The following is a 20868-nucleotide window of genomic DNA, read 5'->3' as shown; positions in this document are numbered from 1 at the left end:
AGGTTGGCGCGCGCGGCGTACACCGCGGCGGTGTAGCCGGCCGGGCCGGAGCCGAGGATCAGCAGGCGGGTGTGCTTTTCGGTATGCATGCTTCGATGACCTCAGATATTGGTCGCTGTCGTATATCGGTGGATCGCGCTGTGCGACCTCCCCTGAACGTTCAGACAGGCGCCGCCGCATCAACGAGGAATTGCGCCAGCAGCGATACCGGTCGCCCGGTGCCACCCTTGTTCGCACCGCCCTTCCAGGCCGTGCCGGCGATGTCCATGTGCGCCCACTTGCCTTCGACGAAGCGGGAGAGGAAGCACGCTGCCGTGATGCTTCCGCCCGTGCGGCCGCCAAGGTTGGCGACATCGGCGATGGACGATTTGAGTTGTTCCTGATAATCGTCATCGAGCGGCATCCGCCAGGCGCGGTCGCCAACCTTGGTTCCCGCCGCCATCAGTTGTGTGGCCAGCGTGTCGTCGTTGGCGTATAGCCCGCTGTGCACGTTGCCGAGTGCGACCACGCACGCGCCCGTCAGCGTCGCCAGGTCGATGGTCAAGGCCGGCGAGAAGCGCTGCTGCACATAGGTGAGCGCATCGCACAGGATCAGGCGCCCTTCGGCATCGGTGTTGAGCACCTCGATGGTCTTGCCCGAGAGGCTGCGGATCACGTCGCCCGGCTTGAGCGCATTGCCGCCCGGCATGTTCTCGCAGGCGGCGATGACGCCCACCACGTTGATCGGAAGCTTCAGTTCCACGCAGGCATGCAAGGCGCCCAGCACGCTGGCTGCGCCGCCCATGTCGTACTTCATCTCGTCCATGGCCTCGGCCGGCTTGATCGAGATGCCGCCCGAATCGAAGGTGACGCCCTTCCCCACCAGGGCGATCGGCGCGGAGCCGTCCTGTCCGCCACGGTAGTTCACGACGATCAGTTGCGGCGGTTCCGCGGAACCGCGTGCAACGGCCAGGAACGCCCCCATGCCCAGCTTCCCGATCTCTTCACGGCCCAGCACTTCGACTTCGCATGCCGAGTGTTGCGCGAGGGCCTTCGCCGCATCGCCGAGATAGGTGGGCGTGCAGACATTGGCCGGCGCGTTGCCGAGGTCCCGTGCCAGGGCCACGCCATGGGCGATGGCCACGGCTTCTGCCACGCGCCGTTGGGTCGATACATCATCGGTGGCCGTAAAGAGGCACGCCGTGCGCTCCAGCGGATTCTCCTCCACCTTCCGGTAGTGGTCGCATCGGTAATCGGCCTCCTGCAGCGCCAGTACCGACAGCATCAGCCGATCCGACGTATTGCCCACCATCCATGCGATCGACACCGCGCGACTGCCCATGATGGCAGCGGCCGCTGCCCGGGCTGCCTTCTGGAACCTGATGGCATCATCGGTGCCGACATCCTGCAGGCCAACCAGCAGAAGTCGCCTGGCAGCCACCCCGGCGACGGCATGGAGCAGCAACGTCTGCCCGGCCTTGCGCGGCAATTCCCGCTCGCTGCGGAGCCGTGCAAGCAAGCCGTCGCTGGCCTGGTCGATGGACGTCAGCAAGGTCTGCGATGCACCGCCCTCCTCCGCGGCGATACCCACGACAAGGCAGTCGCAGGGGTATTGGAGGAGATCTTCATCCGACAATGCACGTTGCAGTTCGATCTTCATGGACGCGGTATCCAGATGTTTGAAGGGATCCAGGTATTGGGGGCGTGCTTCTTTTCAGCAACACGCCGCGACGCCCGGCTTGTCGCGCTGCAGCCGCACGGCATGCATGGCGATTTCCAGCGACTGCCTGTAGTTCAACCGCGGCAGCAGCGACGAGTCCGCAGGCAGGAATGACCCGGAGGCTCCATCATCGGGCGTGTTTTCGGCGCACTCGCGTACGTCCTCGCCTGTCAGTTCCAGATGGATGCCGCCCAAATGCGTACCTTCGGCGTCGTGCCATGCCGTTGCCCGTGCCAGTTCCTCTCGGATCGCCTGGAAATGGCGCGTGATGCATCCATTTCCGGCAGGCACGGTGTTGCCGCTCATGGGGTCACAGACCCACAGCACTTGCCGCTTGGCTTGGTGCACTGCGCGCAGGAGAGGCGGCAATGCCTCGTCTATCGCCGACACTCCCATGTGGTGGATCAGGACCAGGTGCCCGCACGCGTTGCCTGGGTTCAGGATATCGATGAGCCCCAGCAACTCCGCGGGCTTCATGCGGGGTCCCACATGAACGGCCACAGGGTTGCCCAGGCCACGCAGATATTCGACGTGTGCACCATGGTTGTGCGCAACGTGGGGGTCCAGGCATGGGAGGTGGGTCGACAGGTTGAACCACCCGGGGTGTCTGGGAACCTGGCGCGTGCAGCTTTCCTCGTACGGCAGCAACAGCGCGTTGTGCGAAAAGTAGAGCTCCGCCCGCCCCATGTCGTTGGGCTCGCAATCCGCCCATGCCTTCATGAACTGCAGGGCATCCTGCAGGGCTTCGATCGGCGCGCGCGAATCCGGTGACGACGCCGACTTCTCCACCCAGGCAAGGTTCCAGCTTTTGAGCTGGCCGATGTCGGTAAAGCCACCATCGATCAAGGCCCGGATGAAGTTCATCGAAAGAGCGGCATGGACATGTGCATCCAGCATCCGATGAGGGTCCGGTACAGATGCCATGTCCACCGAGACGATGTCGCCGCGACACGCAACGCCATCCGGCCCACCCTTCTGGATGCAGGCATATTGCCCCGCAAAGCTTCCCAGCCGGATGACGGGCTGTCGGAGGCCATGGGCCAGCAGCAGGCTCATCTGCAGCATGACCTTGAGGCGGTTGGCCAGCGTGTCTGCCCGTGAACCCGAGAAATGTTCCAGCGACTCGCTGCCCGAAAGCAGGAATCCGCACCCCTGCTGAGCCTCCGCAAGCCTCCGCTTCAGCGCAAGGATCTCCCAGGAGGTGACCAGCGGCGGCAACGCCCCTACCTGGGCGGCGACCGCCGTTACTTCCGCAGCGTCGGCGTAGTCGGGCACACACGCTGGCGCGCATGTACGCCAGCCACGGGGCGTCCACGCCTCATGGCTTGCCGTGACGCCCGCACCAGGGTTCATGCCGTCATGCCGCTCGACTTCAGCAGCGCGGACACTTCCGGATCGCGGCCGCGGAATGCGTGGAAGTTCTCGATGGCCGGGCGGCTGCCGCCTCGCGAAAGCACTTCCCGGCGGAATCGCGCACCAATTTCGCCTGTCCGCTGGGGAGCCTCGGCAAAGGCCTCGTAGGCATCGGCGCTCAACACCTCCGCCCACTTGTAGCTGTAGTAGCCGGCTGCGTAACCGCCGGAAAAAATGTGGCTGAACTGGCAGGGAAAGCGGTCGCTGTCGGGTGCCGGATTGACCGCAACCTCCTCGCGTACGCGCCGGTGCAATGCCAGCACGCTGTCGTTCGCCGGATCGAAAGCGCTGTGCAGCCGCATGTCGAACAACGCGAATTCGAGCTGGCGCACGGTGAACATGCCCGCCTGGAAGTTCCTGGCCGCCAGCATGCGATCGAACAATGCGCTCGGCAGGGGCTCGCCGGTCTCGACATGTGCAGTCATGCCGAGCACGTGTTCCCGCTCCCAGCAGAAGTTCTCCATGAATTGGCTGGGCAATTCCACCGCGTCCCACTCCACGCCGGCGATACCGGCAACGCGGAGCTCATCAACCTCGGTCAGCAGCTGATGCAAGGCATGCCCGGTCTCGTGGAACAGGGTGACGACTTCGCGGTGATCGAAAGTGGCCGGCTTCCCGTCGACGCCACGCCCGAAGTTGCAGACCAGATAGACCACCGGCGTCTGCAAGCCCCTGCCGTCGCGCTTGCGGTTGCGGCATACGTCCATCCAGGCGCCGGCGCGCTTGCCCTCGCGCGCGTAGAGATCCATGTAGCACTGCCCCAGCATGTGGCCGTCCGCATCGACGAGGCGATAGAAGCGCACGTCCGGGTGCCAGGTCGGCGCTTCGTCGGGTACGAAACGGAGGCCATAGAGCGTCTGCACCACCTCGAACAGCCCAGCCAGCACCTTTGGTTCGGTGAAATAGCGCTTCACTTCCTGTTGCGAGAACGCATAGGACTCCTGCTTGAGTTTTTCGCTGGCCCAGGAGATGTCCCACGGCTCCAGCGCATCGAGGCCAAGCGCATCGCGCGCGAATGCCTCCAGCTCTCTCCGTTCGGCTTGTGCATAAGGAAGCGCGTGCACGGCCAGATCCTGCAGGAACGCCAGTACCTGTTCGGGGCTGTCGGCCATCTTGGTGGCCAGCGAACACTCCGCGTAAGTGGCAAAGCCCAGCAGCTTGGCCAGTTCCGTGCGGAGCGCGAGGATGCGTTCGATCAGCGGGCCGTTGTCGTGCTCGGCCGGCCCCAGGTCGGAGGCGCGCACGATGCTGGCCAGGTAGAGCGTGCGACGCAGCTCGCGGTTCTCGGCGTGCACCTGTACGGGCTGATAACAAGGCATCTGCAGGCCGAGCCTGTAGCTGCTGCGCCCTTCCCTTTCCGCCGCCGCACGGCAAGCGGCGATGACGTCGGCTGGCACGCCGGCCAGCTCGGCCTCGTCGTCGATGTAGAGGGCGTATGCATCGGTGGCGTCGAGCACGTGCTCGGCAAAGGTCGCCGACAACGTCGACAGCTCCTGACGGATGGCGCTGAAGCGCAGCTTGTCGGCGTCCGCCAGGGCAACGCCGCTGAGGCGGAAATCGCGCAGGACAAGCTCGACGACACGGCGGCGCACCGGGTCGAAACCTGCGTATTCCGGCGAACGCACCAGGGCCTGGTACTGGGCATGCAGGGCCTGGTTTTGCCCGTAGCGTGTCCAGAACGCCGTGAGCTTCGGCAGGTTCTCGTTGTAAGCCTGGCGCAACGCCGGCGTGTTGACCACGGACTGGAGATGATTGACCACACCCCAGGCGCGTCCAAGACGCTCGGTGGCCGCTTCCAGCGGCACCACCAGGTTGTCCCAGGCAACGGGCGCCACTGCTTCGGCACGGGTCATGGCCTCCGTGGCCTCGGCGATCAACTGCTCCACGGCCGGCGTGATGTGGTCTGGGGTCACCGCATCGAAATGGGGCAGGCCTGAGAAGTCGAGCAAGGGGTTGGTCATGGTGGTGCTTCGTCACTCGATGAATAAAAAAACCGGCGGCCACTGCCAACCGGCGTGGGGAAATCGCGCGGGGCTCAAAGCACGCCTGCAACCTGCAAGCCGCGCAGTGGATCGCCCTGCAACGCGCGCATCCACTGTGCATCGGCTGCATCGATGTCGATGCCCTGGCGCACATACCAGTCGGGGTCGTAGTAGCTGTGCGTGTAGCGGTCGCCGCTGTCGCAGAGGATGCTCACGACGGAGCCCATGCGGCCTTCTTCGTACATCTTCCGGGCCGCGAGCAGCACGCCGACGAACTGGGTGCCAGTGGAACCGCCGACCCGGCGGCCGAGCACGGCGCTGACGTGGCGCATGGCGGCCAGCGACAATGCATCGGGTACCTTGACCATCGCATCCACACAACCGGCGATGAAGCTCGGTTCGACGCGCGGGCGGCCGATTCCCTCGATGCGCGATCCTTGCTCCAGCACCAGCGACGGATCGGCCGCCCCGGCGCATTCGCTGCGGTAGTAGTCGAATAACACCGAGATTTCCGGATCTGCGCACAAAACCCTGGTCGGGTGGCCGCAATAGCGGACGTAGCGCCCCAGCGTGGTCGCGGTGCCCCCGGTGCCCGGGCTGCAGACAATCCAGTCGGGCACGGGATGCGGTTCCGCCGCCATCTGCCGGAAGATCGACTCGGCGATATTGTTGTTGGCGCGCCAATCGGTGGCCCGCTCGGCGTAGGTGAACTGGTCCATGAAGTGGCCGCCGGTATCCCGGGCCAACTGCTGCGAAACGCCGTAAAGATCGCGAGCGCGCTCGGTGAAGTGGCAGCGGCCTCCCTGGAATTCGATGGCGGCGATTTTCTCCGGCGATGTCGTGGCCGGCATCACCGCAATGAACGGCAACCCGAGCAGGCGCGCGAAGTAGGCTTCCGACACTGCCGTCGAACCGCTGGAAGCCTCGATCACTGGTGTGCCCTCGCGCAACCAGCCATTGGCCAGCGCGTACAGGAACAGCGAGCGCGCCAACCGGTGCTTGAGGCTGCCTGTGGGATGACTGGACTCATCCTTGAGGTAGACGTCGATGCCGGGATATCCCGACAGCGGAACGGGGATCAGATGCGTGTCGCCCGAACGGTTGAAGTCGGCCTTGATCCTCGCGATCGAGGCCGACTCCCACTCGCGTTGCCCGGCTGTGGAGACACCGGTCTGCATCACGCTGCCCTGCGCTCGTCGTCCTCGACGATCTTCAAGGACGTTCCAGGGAAATCCTCCGGCGACCATGGCTCCTCGCGGCCGCCCAGATGCCGGGCCAGGAAGCTTTCGCACAAGGCGTTGAACGACATGCGGTTGGCTTCGCGGATGAAACCATGGCCCTCGTCCGAGTACAGCGCGTAGGTCACCGGAATGTCGTTGCGCTTGAGCGCGGCCACCATCTGTTCGGCTTCGGCCTGCTTGACCCGCGGATCGTTGGCTCCCTGGGCGATCAGCAGGGGCGAACGCACCGAGGCGGCGCGATGGAGCGGCGAACGGTCATGCAGCAGCGCCCGCCCGGCCTCCGTTTCCGGATTGCCGATGGCGCGGTATTGCGCTGCTCGCGCCGCCTCCCAATAGGGAGGAATCGAGGCCAGCAGCGTTTCCAGATTGGACGGGCCGACGACGTCGATGCCGCACGCGTAGCGCTCGGGGTAGCGGGTCAGTGCCGACAGCACGGCGTAGCCGCCATAACTTCCGCCGAAGATCGCCAAGCGCGCCGGGTCGGCCAGGCCTCGATCGATGGCCCATTGGACGGCGTCTTCCAGATCCTCGTCCATCTTCCGGCCCCATTCGCCGTCCGCGGCGACGGCGAATGATTTTCCAAAACCCGTGGAGCCGCGGAAGTTGACGCTCATCACCGCGTAACCACGGTTGGCCAACCATTGATGCATGGTGTTGTAGCCGAAGCTGTCCCGTGCCCACGGTCCGCCATGCACGATGAGCACCAGGGGCAGCGGGCAACGAGACTGAAGTTCGCCCTCCTCCTGACCCACGGGCAGCGTCACGTACGACACCAGCTCCAGGCCATCCCGGGCCGGAATGACCGCGGATTGCATGCGCGCCAACGGCGCGCCCGCCAGCTCGGGGCGGAGATCGAGCAACTTCGTCAGCGCGCGATTGGAACGGTCATACAGATAAGCGGCGTTCGGGCGGATGTCCGACGAGGCATTGATCACCCAGAACATGTCGTCTTCCGTGCGGCTGCCACGGTGCCATTCGCCGATGTCCTGCGCATCCAGGTAATCGATGTCCGCGCGGATGCTCTCGTCGATCACGTGCAGCCTGTACCGGTCATACAGCACGCCATAGGCGAGCGGCCGATAATCGACGCGGTCGCTGAGCACGTCGCCGATATCGGCCTTGGCGTCCGTCGCCAGCACGGTCAGGTGACCGCTTTCGATGTTGATGGCTGTCAGCGCCGCCTTGTCGCAGCCGCGGCTGTCCCGGAAATAGAGCGTCTTGCCATCGGCACTGAAATGGGTGGGGCCGGAATTGCGCGCGTCGTCCGGTGAAAGCGAGATCCACTCCTCCCACTCGCCGTCCGCATTCCGGCACAGTAGCTCGCTGCCGCCATCGGGCATGCTCCGACCCGCCAGTCGTACCGAAAACTCCTCGTCGGCCATGTAACCCGAGAAACCGGGGTTCTGTTCGAGCAGCGTCAGTGCGCCGCTCTTCAGATCCAGCAGGTAGAGATCGGGATAGCGCGGGTCGCGCTGGTTGATGGTGACCAGTGCTTCGTCGCGCCGGACCCGGCTGATGCCCTGGATGCTGGTGCGCACGCCTGGTGCCGAGGGGCTGAGTTCACGCGCGATTCCGTTCGATGCGTCGACGCCGAAGAGCCGCCAGTTCTCGTCGCCGTCGCGATCCTGCGAATAGAGCAGGAGGCCAGGCACGTAGGTCCAGCTGAAGCCCTGCAGGCCGCGATGGCGGTCGAAGGTGAGCTGGCGGGCGTCACCCGGCGCATGGGCCGGCGCGGCCCAGATGTTCATCACGCCGCTGGCATTGGACAGCCACGCCAGCCACTGCCCATCGGGGCTTATGGCAATACCGGCGCGTGCCGGATTGGCGAACAGGTGTGCCCGGGGAATCAGCGGCGGTGCGCCCTCGCATGGTTCCCTGACCGCGCTCTCCAGGATGTTGCCCAGCTCGAGCCAACTCTCGATGGTTCGTTCCCTGGTTTGCGCGTGGTCCAGATCGATGTGCGACTTCAGGATGCTCCACTCATCGGGGTGCCGCCGCCTGAGCTCGGCAAAGACGTCGATGCGCGCACCGGAGTCGCCTGCCTCCGCCTTGGCCTCGCCGTAAACTTGGCTGAGTAGCGCCTGCATACGATCCCTGTCCGGGCCCTTCCATTCATTCCGGGCCTTCATTGCCGCCATCATGGCCATGGCCCAGCGATGGAAGGTGTCCGTCACCAGCGTCCGCGACGTCGCAGGGTCCCAGGCAGCTGCCTCGACGCACAAGGCGACCTCGGCGTCATACTCCGTCAACCCCGTGGTTTCGGCAAAGGCGGTCGTGTTGCGCCGGGCCTGACGCCATTGCGCAGGCGCGACCGCATCGCCCTTCAAGCGTTGCTGGTGCAGAGCGGCAACCTCGTGGATCACCTGGCGCAGTCGCGCATCCGTCACCACGGCTGCAGCTCCGAACTGTTTGCCATCGAGGAAGTCCAGCACGATGCGACTTGCCGCACGCTGCAGGTCGACGCCCACCGGCAGCGCCGCCATGATCTCGATACCTCTCCGGACTCCGTCTTCGATGGAAGGCGCCGCGATCAGGACGTGATCGATCGCGACGGCCAGCCACTTGGGCAGCCCGAAGTCGTCTTCCCATGCATCCAGGTCCTCGCCGCGCAGCGCGGTACCGACCAGGCTGCCGGCTTCGCCGGTCCAGCACGCCGAGCGTGCGACCCAATTGCCCGCCGCCTCGGCGGCACGAAGCCGCTCCATGATCTGCAGCTTCAAGGAAGGATCGTTTCGAAAGGAACGCATGTCCACGTCTATCTCCGCCAGATTCACGCCAATCCCGCCATCACGGCGCGCCGGCGGCGCTTCCGTGTTCGCTGTCGCTCTTTGCAACCGGGGTTACGCCGCCTTGACTGCCCCGCCCGCCTCGGTGGCAACACGCAGCAGAAGGTCGGTTATCTTTCGCCACTGCGCTCCGCGGCACGCATGCTCCAAGGCGATGTGCGCCTTCAGCTGCCGCGCCTCTTCGGGATGCTTTTCATCCAGCAGCTTGAATACATCGATGAACCCGGTGGCGCCCGCCGCCTTCGCATCGGCATGAAGACGGTCGAGCAGAGCCTTCATCCGTTCGTCGTCATGAGCGCACCAACCGGATTGGCGAGCCACTTCCGCATCGCTGGTCGCCTTGATCCAGACCCTGCCCGTATCGGACACCGCGGTTCGCGACGTCCGTGGATCCCATGTGGCGGCTTCGATGCAGGCACCAACGTCGGCATCGACACTGCCCCTTTCGACCGCGTCCGTCTGGGCTACCGCGCGCCGGCGCACCGCACGCCATTCGGCGGCATCCACGTCGCCTCCATCCGTGATGCGGCGGTGGAGCGATGAAACCGAGATCAGTGTTTCAGTCATCGCGTGCATCGAGACGATCGGCAACAAGCCACACGGCAGACCTTCCAGCAGTTCGATCACGACGCGGCTGCCGACGGTGCGCATATCGGCACCCACGGGAATCGCGTCAAGCAAAGCGATGCCGAACTCAAGGCCCGCTTTCAGGTCCGGCCCGGAGGCGAAGAGGTTGTCGATCGCGAGTGCCAGCCACTTCGGCAAACCGAACAGGCGCTCCCACTCGTCGAGGTTTTCCCCCTGCAGCAGGCTGCCGACCAAGCTGCCCGTACGCCCGTCCCAGTAAATCGGGCGCATTGCCCACGTGTCCGCTTTCTGCAGCGACAAGAGGCGCTCGAGTACTTGCCGCTTGCACAGGGCGTCGCCCAGATATGCCGGAGAATACATTTCAGCCTTCCACATATCGGTCCAGGAGCGCAGCTATGCGCGTCTTGGACACGAGGCCGAGGATGCGCTCCTTCTCCTCACCGTCCACGAACAGGATCATCGTCGGCAGGCCGCGGACGTTGTACCGACCAGAGGCCTCCTTGTTTTCGTCCGCGTTGATCTTGCGGATCCGGACGGCATCGACATAGTCGTCGGCAATGTCGTTGAGAACCGGGGCAAGCGCCTTGCAAGGCCCGCACCATTCGGCCCAGAAATCGACGAGTACGGGGCCGCTCGTCCCGGTAACTTCATCGTTGAACGTGCTGTCGGTGATGTTTTTTACGTGTTGGGACATGTCGCGATTCCTTGTGGTTCTTGGGGTGACGCCCGCAGCAACTGGACCAGCGGGTCGCTGCATGGGCTCAAGCCGTGGCAGTTGAATACGGCGACGAGGCCGTGTCGTCCGGTCGCTGGATGACCAGCACATGGTCATGGAAGGTTTCAAGCGCCTCGCGATGAGCGACGCTGATCACCGCACTGTTTGGCAGGCGCTCGATGAGCAGCGAGTACAACCGGCTTTCAGACTCTCCATCCAGCGCGCTGGTGGCCTCGTCGAGGAACACGAAGGCCGGCCGATGGAGAATGACTCTGGCGAACGCCAGGCGTTGCTGCTCCCCGCCGGACAACTTCTGCTGCCACCGGTCCTCCACATCGAGGACTCCTGCATAATGGCCAAGCAGGCATTCCTGGAGGGCGTGGCGGCATTCCTCATCGGAAAAACGGTCCGATTCGGACGGGTAACACAGAGCCGCTTTCAGCTTCCCGTACGGGATATAGCTCCGCTGGGGCAGGAACATCAGCGACGCCACTCCGGGCAGGCTCACCGTGCCGGAGCCATACGGCCACATGCCGGCGATGGCCCGGAGAAAGGTACTCTTGCCGACGCCCGACCTGCCCCGGATCAGCCATCGCTCGCCCTGCTTGATACGCAACGAGGGCACCTTGGCCATCAGCTCGCCATCGGGAAGCGCCAGCACGACCGGGCTGGTTTCGATTTCGCTGCCGGGATGTCGACGCACCTCGATGTTGCGAGGAAGGTGTTCCGCCCTGGAAAGCGCCCACGAGAAGTCCTGAAGCCGATGCCCCAGCGCCAGCCACTCGCTGAACGTGGTGTAGGCCTGCGTGAAGAAAGACAGCGCGCTCGTCAAACTGTTGAACGCACCGGTGATGCGCGTGACGTCCCCCAGCGTGATGGCGCCGATCAGGTAGCGCGGCAGTGCGGACAAGGTCGGCACCACCAGCCCTACGGCCTGCACGTAGGTGTCGCGGAAAAACATCATCCGGCCGGTGCAAAAGATGATGTCTTTCCAGTTGTGGAGAACGTCGCCGAAGTGCCCCCGCAGTTGCTGGCGTTCCCGCTCGCCGCCGCGATAGAAGGCGATTTGCTCGGAGTTTTCCCGCAACTGCATGCCCAGATAGCGGAAGTTTGCCTCCACCGTCTGCTTGTGCGACAGCAACCGGATCAACGCACGGCCGCTGTAGTGCGTAATCGTGAACGAGATGATCTGGTACAGGAACGCTATGTAGACCATGTACCCGGGGATGGATACATGCCAGCCGTGCACGGTGAACGACAATGTGCCCGAGAGTTGCCAAAGCACCACGGTGAACGAGATTATCGTGACAACGACATGGATCACGCCAAACGAAAGCGTCAAGGTATCCTGGATGAACATCTGGATATCCTGGGAGAGGCGCTGATCCGCATTGGTCAGCAAGCCCTCCCGCTCGATTTCGTAGTAGGCACCATGTTCCGCCCAGGCGTTCAGGTAGCGGTCGGTCATCCAGGCCCGCCACTCGAGATTCAACAGCTGCGACGCAACGTAATTCGTCAACGTCGCCACCACCCCCGCAACACCCACGCCGACCGTCGTGAGCAACACGGGCCACAGTTGCTCCCAGTCGCGTTTCACCATGGCGTCGACGACTTCGCCGGTAAGGCGATTCGCCCACACGGCCAGATAGACGCCGCCAAACGAGTAGGCCAGCAGACAGGCGACGAGCAGCCAGGATTTCCAGCTCCTGTTGGATACCCAGTAGGGGTAGATCAGCTGGAACAGTCGAGGGCGGTGGCCGCCAGCGTCGTTACTCATGCATCGGGTTTCCACATGTTTGCGCATGGCGGCAGCTCTTTGGCGGCCGCCACACGCTTCACCTGGGCCAGGACAAGGGTCACTTCAGGTCACTTCAGGAAGTCGTACTTGACCGTGAACATCATGGTGCGACCAGTATTCACCGGGATGTAGATCGGTGTGGTCGCCACACCGTAGAGCGTCCGATCGAACACGTTCTTGACACCCAGCGTGAACGACCAATGCTGCATCAACCGGTAGTACGCGCTCAGGTCCACACGGGCACCACCCGGCTCCTCGGGGGAGTCGCGCACGTAATCCGTATAGCTGCGGCTGTAGGCGGTAATGCCGCCGCCGATTCCAAACCCATGGAGAGGACCATCCGGAAAATCGTAGGTCGTCCACAAGTTGAAATGGTTTCGCGGCTCGCCGGCAATGATCTGTCCCGGTACTCCCACATTGGTGTAATTGCTATGCGTGAAGTTGGCAATCAGGTTCCAGCCTTTGGCCAGTTGCCCTTGCGCGTCCACCTCGAAGCCTCGCGTGCGTTGCCCCAGAATGAGCTGGTTGCAGCGCAGGGCGTTGTTGTACTTCAGAACGTTCTGCTGGGTGAGATTGAAGGCGCTTGAGGTCAACGAAAACAGTCCGTCCGATGACGACAATTTGACGCCGACTTCCTGGTTTCGCGAGGTTCTCGGAGGAGAGGCCAACCCGCCACCGCACAATTGCGTCGTCGTGAAGTTCGGGGCAAAACCCTGGGACCAGGCGCCATACACCGACACGTTCGGGGTGACGTTGTAAACGAGCCCAGCTCCTGGCGTGTTCTTGTAGATGGATTTTTGCGGCGTATTTCTGATCGAGTTGAATTGGACAAAATTGATTTGCACAGGTCCCTGCTGATAGTACGTACGCCGGAAATTCAGCATGGCGTGAAAATTGCCCCAGGTGACGAGATCCTGGGCGTACCATCCCAACTGCTTCTGCTGGATTTGATTGATGCTGTAAAGACTTGCCGCATCGCGCACCGGATGTGGGAAGTCGATCTGCTGTGGGGCATATGGTTGCCCGGCCAGGAAGGACGGAAACTGGTATTCGCTCTGGGTGTAGCTCATGGCTGTTGTGTTTACACCCGTCGACAACACATGTTGCAAAGCCCCCGTTCGGAAGGTGAAGCGCAAGTAGTTGTCGCTGCTCGTGACGCCATACCGGCTGCTGGAATTCGTGGGCAGGAAGGCCAGCGTCATGCTGGGTATGTCCAGCGGAAACTGAGCCTGCCAAACACTCAGATCCTGCTTGGTCAGATCACGGCTCACTCGGCTGACAACACTGAGCCAAGGGGTGAACTTGTGCTCCAGACTGTAAAACAGCGACCTTGTCTTGACTTCGATTCCGTTGCTCTTGTTTCCCAGAAGCATGGACGGAATGGGGCTTATCGAGTTTTGCAGCGCGAACGTATAGCGCCCGATCGGATCGAACTCGTCGTCGTAGGAAGCCCCAAGGATGAAATCGGTGCGGTCGTCCTTCCAGCGGATCTGGGGCATGAAGTAATTTTCGCGTCGGCCATCGAAGCCTGCATCGCTGGATGCTGCGCGCGTCCATGAACCCAGGACACGGCCACTCAACTTCTTGTCGCTGCTCAGCGCATCCGAAAAGTCCGCGCTGGCGGTCTTGTCGCCAAAGGTCCCATCCTGGAACGAAAGATTCGCGACGGGATCCGCGGACGGTTTTTTCGTCACGATGTTGACGGCGCCGCCCAGCGAATCGCCACCCGAGAGAATTGCCTGCGGCCCCTTCAGGACCTCCATGCGTTCCACACCCACGATATTCGTGTTGGTCGCGAACGGGCTGGCGATGCCATTGGACAGGCTGGTCACGGTCAGTCCACGAATACTCGCGCTTGCGGGCCCCTGAGAGGCTGCGGCCGACGTCTGCACCCCGCTCACATCCTGCAGGACATCCTGGATGCTGAGAGCCTGCTGGCTCCTCATGACGTCACTGGTGATGATCGTCATCGATTCCGGCGTGTCCATCAGGTCGGCACCACTGCGCGTGGCGGTGTCGGAGCGCGTAGCCTGAAATCCTGTTTCGGCCTCGTTCAAACTCGCAGTTACCGTAACGACGCCCAGGTTCTGGGCCTGCGGGACAAACACCACCCAGCCGCCGTTCGACCCCGAGGTCACGGTGACCCGACTGCCGGCAACCGCTTCCTGCAATGCCGCCGCCACGGTGTAGTTGCCATGCAGAGGCGGCGCCTGGATACCCTCCACATCGCCGGGATTGAACTGGACGGGCCGCCCGCTCTGCTGGCTGATGGCGCGCAAGGTGGTGGCGAGCGGCTCGGCGGGCAATGAAAAACGGAGCTTGACGTCATCGTGCCCCACGGTGGAACTCGGGGCCTCTGCAGCGGCAGCCTGCGTCGGCGCCGGGGCCATCATGCTGAGGAGCAACGTGGCACCGCACAGCGTGACCGCGGAATGCCGGACATGTTTTTGCCAGTGTATTGCTTTGCGATTGGACATAAATCCCCTCCCCTTGCTCGGTTCTTGTAGGAGCCTGGCTGTACCGGAGAATCGAACCGCGACCCGGTTCTTGCCGAGACCATCGATGCCCGGCGCCATGCGGGTACGCCCTCCGCGAGCGGCATGACAATCGGCGGGACCTGTCTGCGCAGGCCTCCACCGCAGGCATCGCCAAGCTAGCAGTTCATTTTTGCTTCAACCCGTACACTGTGGCAAAAATTTGACAACACTGTCTTGATGCATCGACCATGACACTTTCGAGCACTGACCAAGACAATTTCATGCATCGCCAGCTCTTTCCAGACAACATCGAGCAGCCATGAGAAAAAGCCGGAACAACGTATCCGACCGCACGCCTATGGCTCGAGGCGAGAACGGCAATCGCCCGGCCGTCCCGCTGACGGACAGGATCTTCACGCTGATCCAGCAGCAAATACAGAGCGGCAAGCTGCCACCCAGCAGCCGCCTTCCGTCGGTCCGACAGTTGGCCATCGACCATCAGGTCAGCAATGAAACGGCCCATCGCGCCTACGACAAGTTGGTGGCACACGGCTATGTCGAGCCACGTCGCGGATCGGGCTTCTATGTCAAGGCGGGATCGTCCGCAGGCAACCATCCCTCTGCCTCCCACTGGGCGCAGCAGACGGATGACGAATACGACTGGAGGAAATTGCTCTGGTCGGATTTGCCCTATGAACGAAGGCCGGGCTACGGCTTCTTGCCAGAGGCATGGATGGATCGGGCCACCTTGTCCAGCGCCCTGCGCAGCCTCACTCGCATACCTTCCCGCGCCCTGGCCGAATACGAATCACCGCGGGGCTACCTGCCGTTGCGGCAGCAATTGCAGGTCAAGCTGGCCGAACAGGGTATCCACACCCAGGTTGAACAAATCGTCACCACGGCCGGTGCAGCGGATGCCCTCCATCTGGTGCTGTGGTCGCACGTCAATAGCGCCCGCAACTATGTGCTGGTCGAGGACCCGGCGCCTCCCATGCATATCCAGCGGGCGCTGGCCAGTGGCCTGGAGATCGCCCGGGTCGCCCGCGAAAGCGACGGCCCGGACATCGAGGCCATGCGTGCGATATGCAGCAAGCACAGACCACGGGCCTTTCTATGCAGTTCGATACTGCAGAACCCCACCTCGACCAACCTTTCCCCGCACAAGGCATTCCAGATACTGAAGCTGGCGGACGAGTTCGACTTCATCGTCATCGACGACGACACGTATGGCGACCTCCTTTCCCCCGTGGAAGCCAACCTTGCCGCCCGACTGGCGACCCTGGACCAGCTGAAGCGCGTGATCCATATAGGCAGTTTCTCGAAGACGGTGGCCCCCGGCCTGCGCGTCGGCTTCATTGCCGCCAGCCCCGGGCACATCGAGCGCATCGCGCTCTACAAGTCCGCCGGGCCGATCAGCAGCACTTCGCTGAGCGAACGTGTCATCCACCAGATACTTTCGCAGGGAAAATATCGACACCATTGCGAGTCCTTGCGTGCCCGGCTTCTCGATATCAGGGGGCAGGCGATGGCGCAGCTCGTCGGCGCCGGATGCACATTCGACTCTCCCCCGGCGGCGGGCATGTACCTGTGGGGTTCGCTTGGCGATGGTGTGGATGCCACGGCCATGGCAAAAATCATGCTCGACGCGGGTTACCTCATGGCCCCGGGAATATTTTTCACCTTCACCGAAGCCGCTCGCTCCTATATGCGTTTCAACATCCCTGCCACTTTCCAAAGCCCGGCGGTGGGCGCGCTTCGTGACGCCATACGCGTTTACCGACGAAACCGTTGATTCGGTGCGCGCCGGGAGCAACCAACTTGGCGGCCTGGAGCGCCATCATCATCCCGTGCCACGACATTCCGCCGTGATCCGATGCGGAGGGTTGCACGTACTCGCATGGACCAAGCCTGCAGAACCTAGTCGTTGGAACCACGCCGTACAAGTAGCCTGCCTATACCCATCGCCATCAGGGTGCCCAGGATGGCATCAAGTGTCGCGATGCCTGTTGCTTCAAACACATGATGTTCGCCGCCAAGCCCGATGGCGCTGCCGACGATCCATGCAGTGATCGATACACCGGTTTCCAGTGAACTTCTATTCCACACGGAACCATGTCGGCCCGCCCAAAGCACATCAAAGCACTGCACCGTGGCGACAGGTGGAAGTGTCACGCTCAGCAACTGCAGGAACGGCATGAAGTGGCGGTCGATATGCAGCAAGGCCAGTAACGCCCCAAGGCTCCCCGCCCCGACCACTACCCAGTTCATCTTCAGTCGTGGAAGCAGGTTCGCCAACGACAGGCTTCCTGAATACAGACAGGCCGCCGCTCCCATCCAGGCGCCCAGAAAAAGCAACAAAAGAGCTGGCAGGCCGATCCCCATGGATATCAATGCGACGCTGAAATCCGGCTGGTTCAATGCGGCGGCGGGAACCGCCGACAGGAACAGGCTGATCGGATAAACCAGGCCAAGGGCCCACAACACCGCCAAGGCTGCTCTGGACGGCGAACGAACGAATCGACCGTAGTCGGGCTGGATGACGATACCCACGATGTACGAGCCCACCACGGCCGACACCGCTTCGCCGAAGGTCAGCGAGCCGGATCCGTGGTCGAGACCTGCAGGACCGAGCGCATGCCACGTCATTGCGACACCGACAAGCAGCAGTACAACCGTGAGCACGACAACGACCTGCCCCAATCGTTCCAGGCCGCTTACGCCCTTCAGCACCACCAACGTAATCAGGAAACTCAGCGGTATCGAGATGCAGGGTGCGGCTACATCCCAGCCAAGCATGTGCCGCACCAATTCCGAAGCTGCCGCCCCAAGCTGGCTGACGATGACCGCGAACCAGCCGATCAGGGAAAGCGCAACCACCAGCCGGACGGCCTGGGCGCCCCATGCCCCGAAGGTGTGCCGCACCAGCAAGGCAAACGAGAGGCGTGTGCGTGATCCCACGTAGACGCTGATCGCGCCGAGCACTCCGCTGATCAGCGACCCGGCGATGAAAGCCCATAAAGCACGGAGCAACCCCAAGCCGTGGGCAACCTCTGACGCCAGGATGAAAACCGTCAGGCCACTGCAACTGCCGGCCACGATGTAGAACACCTGGCGGGCCGGCCCCGTCGCCTCATCCGGCACGATGTCGCGCGCAAAATCCTGTTCTGGAGCAGCGGACGCGGATTTACTCATGAAGTCTCCCCTGTATCCCCACATGCCGCATGGGCTTGGCTCCGCCCCGTGCAAGCGTGAAACGAAACGAGCCACGAAGGTAGTTCGGACAATGCCCAGGACAAAGTCCGTCCGAGGGTGAGCGTTCAACCGCACGTCCGGGCCACCCACCCAAAAGGGTAGGTACATGCAGTGCCCTTTCCAGTTGTTTCGACCTTGACCAGGTGTTACATAAACGTTGCGCCTATATGTCTGTAGGAGGGGGGAAGGTCATGAAGTCACCCATGCCGACAACAAGCATTCTTTCGATCGGCAAATTCGAGCCGCCCAGCCAGAGGGTGGCCCTCACTCCCCGCCTGGCACTGCTCGATCGCCTTCAAGCCTGGCGCGAATATGCCCTCACGCTCGTTATATCGCCGCCCGGTTTCGGCAAAACCACCCTGCTGACCCAGTGGCACGAGCAACTGAACCTTCAACGCGATGTGGTCGCGGCTTGGCTCACGCTCAGCGAGGATGGCGTCGAACCGGCCCGGTTCCTGGCCGACATGATCCTTTCCCTGCAACGCGCCGGGCTGGATGTCGGGGAACTGGAATCCATCGCCGAAAACGGCTTGCTGGAAGCCTCTGCCAAGGCGGTGCTTTCCAGCCTGATGGGCCAGATCGTCACCAGCAAATCGGCCGTCATCCTGATTCTTGACGATTACCAACTGGCGCAGTCCAACGGAACCAACGAAATCATCGAGACCATGCTGCGTCATGGCGCGCACAACCTGCACCTGGCGATCAGTTCGCGCGATCCGCCTTCGATTCACCTATCCACACTCATTGCACGTGGCGTAGTCCAGACCATCAGTGCGTCGGATCTGATGCTGTCGCTGGACGAGTCGGCCGTCTTGTTTGCAGGACTGCTGTCGGCCGATGAACATGCTTCCCTGTACGCACGCAGCGAAGGCTGGGCTGTCGTCTCGCAACTGGCGCGCATCTGGATGCAGCACCAGGCCGACCGCGAACACTCGCTCAACGATTTCAGCGGTCGTCATGTGGACGTCGCCAATTACTTGAGCGAGCAGGTCTTGCAGGATCTTCCGCAAGCGCTGCAGGACTTCCTGACGGATGCGTCCGTGTTCGAGCGGTTTTGCGCCGCATTGCTGGACGAGGTGCGCGAGTGCAATGACAGCGCCAGGCTGCTGAACCAGCTAAACCACTTGGATGCCCTGCTCATCCCGCTCGATCACAAGCGCAAATGGTTCCGGTTCCATCCCCTGTTCGGGGATTTCCTGCGAAACCATCTACGCATGCACAGACCCGAACGCATGTCGCCGCTTCGGCTTCGTGCGTCACAGTGGTTCCTTCGCCAGGGCGATCTGCTTGAAGCGGTGAGGCAAGCCGTCCATGCCAAAAGCCTGGCGTCCGCCGTTGAGTTGATCGATCAAGCGGGTAGCTGGCAGTTGATCATGAGTCACGGCATCGGCTTCGTGAGCAACTTGCTGCAACTGTTTCCTCCATCGACCATCGACCAGTACCCCTTGCTGCTTATCGTCAAGGCGTATCTGTGCATCAAGCGCGGTGAGTGGTCGGAGGTACACCGCTGCCTGGACCTTGCGCGCGCAACCATGGTTTCGGACGAGAGCAGCACCCGGAACGCCTACACCATCATCAATGCCTTGCGGCAAGGCTATTGCGATGAATCGGACAACCGCGCGCAGATCGAAAAGCTCGACTGTTTTACCCGCTCTCTGGACGCCAGCGACCGTGTGACCCGTGCCACGGCTTATGCGGTATGCGCCGTCTGCGCCATTGCCCTCGCCGAATTTTCGTTGGGCGAGCGCTACAGCCAGGATGGCATCTCGGACATGCGTGCAGGCAATTGCATTGTCGGCATCACCTATTGCCTGTTCCACCTTGGCCAGAGCTTTTATTACCGGGGCGACTGGAAGCGCGCCGAAAGCGTTTTCGCCGAATCGCTGGAAATGGCCGAGGCCAACTTCGGCAAGGACAGCATGCTCAAGGCCGTGGCCGGCAGCCTGATGGCCAAGCTGCTCTACGACCGCAATCGCCTGACCGAAGCCAGTGCGTTGATCGATGCCTCACTGGATGTGATCGAACACCAGGATGGCTGGTTCGACATCTACGCACTGGCGTGCGAAACATCCGTGCGCATCGCATTCGCGGAACAGGGCCACAAGGCGGGCATCGCCAAGCTTCAGCACGTACGAACCTACGCGAAGTTGCGTGATTTGCGCGAACTGGAGTACCTGGTCGACGCCTGGCAATACGAATACGAAGTTGCCGAGCATGATGGACCGTCCTCGACTTGCGCCAAGACGTGGCCGGAAGGACACTTCCCGGACAAGCAGGGCAGCGATTGGCGTTTGCGCCACGCATGGGCCATTGCCAGGATCAGGCGCGCGTTGGCCAGTGCGCAGTACTCGCGGGCCTTGCAATGGGCCGAAAGCGAACTGGCCTCGTGCACCGCACACGGGCGACGCGCCCATGCCGCCATGTTCCATGCGCTGTCGGCACTGGCCCTGAAGGGACGCGGAGAGTTGCCGCAGGCAATGAGGCGTTTTATCGAAGCCCTCGGTTTCGCGGCTGAAGCCCAGGCCACTCGCATGTTTTTCCAGCTTGGCCCGGCCATCGAATCCTTGATTCGGGACTTGCTCGGCGATACGAGGAACCTGCCGCTCATCGACCCGCGACGCGAATTTCTCCTTCGAGTGCAACGCGAGCTGCACGCCGATCAAGACGCCGAGACAGGACACCTGAGCCACCGCGAGTTCGAGGTGCTTCGAGAGCTTTACCGCGGGCATTCGAACAAATCGATCGGCCGCATGCTTGGCCTCTCGGAAAACACGGTGAAATTCCATCTGAAGCAGATCTACCGCAAGCTCAACGTCGATTCGCGTACCGCCGCCCTGTCCGAAGCGCGGCGATTGTCGTTGCAGCCGGACGCCGATTGATTCGTTCCACAGACGTTTCCCGCCACCAGCGTAGTGGC

Annotated in this window: 12 protein-coding genes; 2 read left to right on the top strand and 10 right to left on the bottom strand. The window is 62.6% G+C overall.

Going from position 1 to position 20868, the window contains the following annotated elements; translation table 11 throughout:
• Positions 1 to 160: 160 nt before the first annotated feature.
• From PCA_RS07885 to PCA_RS07845, 9 genes are all read right to left on the bottom strand, one after another.
• Positions 161 to 1639: a leucyl aminopeptidase gene (locus PCA_RS07885; RefSeq protein WP_181302039.1), complete on the bottom strand. Its 1479-nt coding sequence runs from the start codon at positions 1637 to 1639 to the stop codon at positions 161 to 163.
• A gap of 54 nt (positions 1640 to 1693) precedes the next feature.
• On the bottom strand, positions 1694 to 3052 hold the full coding sequence (locus PCA_RS07880) for a 3-deoxy-7-phosphoheptulonate synthase (RefSeq protein WP_181302038.1): 1359 nt from the start codon (positions 3050 to 3052) through the stop codon (positions 1694 to 1696).
• Positions 3049 to 5073, bottom strand: coding sequence for a M3 family metallopeptidase (locus PCA_RS07875; protein ID WP_181302037.1), 2025 nt, complete (start codon positions 5071 to 5073; stop codon positions 3049 to 3051). Before PCA_RS07875 ends, PCA_RS07880 begins: the two co-directional genes overlap by 4 nt.
• Before the next feature lie 74 nt (positions 5074 to 5147).
• On the bottom strand, positions 5148 to 6272 hold the full coding sequence (locus PCA_RS07870; RefSeq protein WP_181302036.1) for a PLP-dependent cysteine synthase family protein: 1125 nt from the start codon (positions 6270 to 6272) through the stop codon (positions 5148 to 5150).
• Positions 6272 to 9055, bottom strand: coding sequence for a S9 family peptidase (locus PCA_RS07865; protein ID WP_219918618.1), 2784 nt, complete (start codon positions 9053 to 9055; stop codon positions 6272 to 6274). Before PCA_RS07865 ends, PCA_RS07870 begins: the two co-directional genes overlap by 1 nt.
• A 120-nt stretch (positions 9056 to 9175) precedes the next feature.
• Positions 9176 to 10069 carry a hypothetical protein gene (locus PCA_RS07860; RefSeq protein WP_219918616.1) on the bottom strand — a complete coding sequence of 298 codons (894 nt, stop codon included), beginning with the start codon at positions 10067 to 10069 and terminating at the stop codon, positions 9176 to 9178.
• Between the two features lies 1 nt (position 10070).
• The gene (trxA, locus tag PCA_RS07855; RefSeq protein WP_181302034.1) at positions 10071 to 10403 is read right to left on the bottom strand and encodes a thioredoxin; all 333 of its coding nucleotides are present in this window, start codon (positions 10401 to 10403) and stop codon (positions 10071 to 10073) included.
• Positions 10404 to 10470: 67 nt separating this feature from the next.
• Positions 10471 to 12201 (bottom strand): ABC transporter ATP-binding protein/permease, encoded by a 1731-nt coding sequence (locus PCA_RS07850; RefSeq protein ID WP_181302033.1) that lies wholly within the window; start codon positions 12199 to 12201, stop codon positions 10471 to 10473.
• Positions 12202 to 12290: 89 nt separating this feature from the next.
• Positions 12291 to 14699, bottom strand: a complete 2409-nt coding sequence (locus PCA_RS07845; RefSeq protein WP_181302032.1) for a TonB-dependent receptor — start codon at positions 14697 to 14699, stop codon at positions 12291 to 12293.
• 319 nt (positions 14700 to 15018) lie between these two features.
• On the opposite strand from PCA_RS07845, the gene PCA_RS07840 reads away from it, so the two are divergent.
• Positions 15019 to 16491 carry a PLP-dependent aminotransferase family protein gene (locus tag PCA_RS07840; RefSeq protein ID WP_181302031.1) on the top strand — a complete coding sequence of 491 codons (1473 nt, stop codon included), beginning with the start codon at positions 15019 to 15021 and terminating at the stop codon, positions 16489 to 16491.
• A gap of 125 nt (positions 16492 to 16616) precedes the next feature.
• Here PCA_RS07840 and PCA_RS07835 read toward each other — a convergent pair whose 3' ends face one another.
• On the bottom strand, positions 16617 to 17891 hold the full coding sequence (locus tag PCA_RS07835; RefSeq protein WP_181302030.1) for a cytosine permease: 1275 nt from the start codon (positions 17889 to 17891) through the stop codon (positions 16617 to 16619).
• Positions 17892 to 18142: 251 nt separating this feature from the next.
• On the opposite strand from PCA_RS07835, the gene PCA_RS07830 reads away from it, so the two are divergent.
• Positions 18143 to 20830 (top strand): LuxR C-terminal-related transcriptional regulator, encoded by a 2688-nt coding sequence (locus PCA_RS07830; RefSeq protein ID WP_181302029.1) that lies wholly within the window; start codon positions 18143 to 18145, stop codon positions 20828 to 20830.
• Positions 20831 to 20868 lie beyond the last annotated feature (38 nt).

The sequence above is a fragment of the Rhodanobacter sp. PCA2 genome, assembly GCF_013620825.1.
Classification (GTDB): domain Bacteria; phylum Pseudomonadota; class Gammaproteobacteria; order Xanthomonadales; family Rhodanobacteraceae; genus Rhodanobacter_A.
The sequence above is the reverse complement of the archived record's forward strand: the minus strand, read 5'-3'. Positions and strand labels throughout refer to the sequence as shown.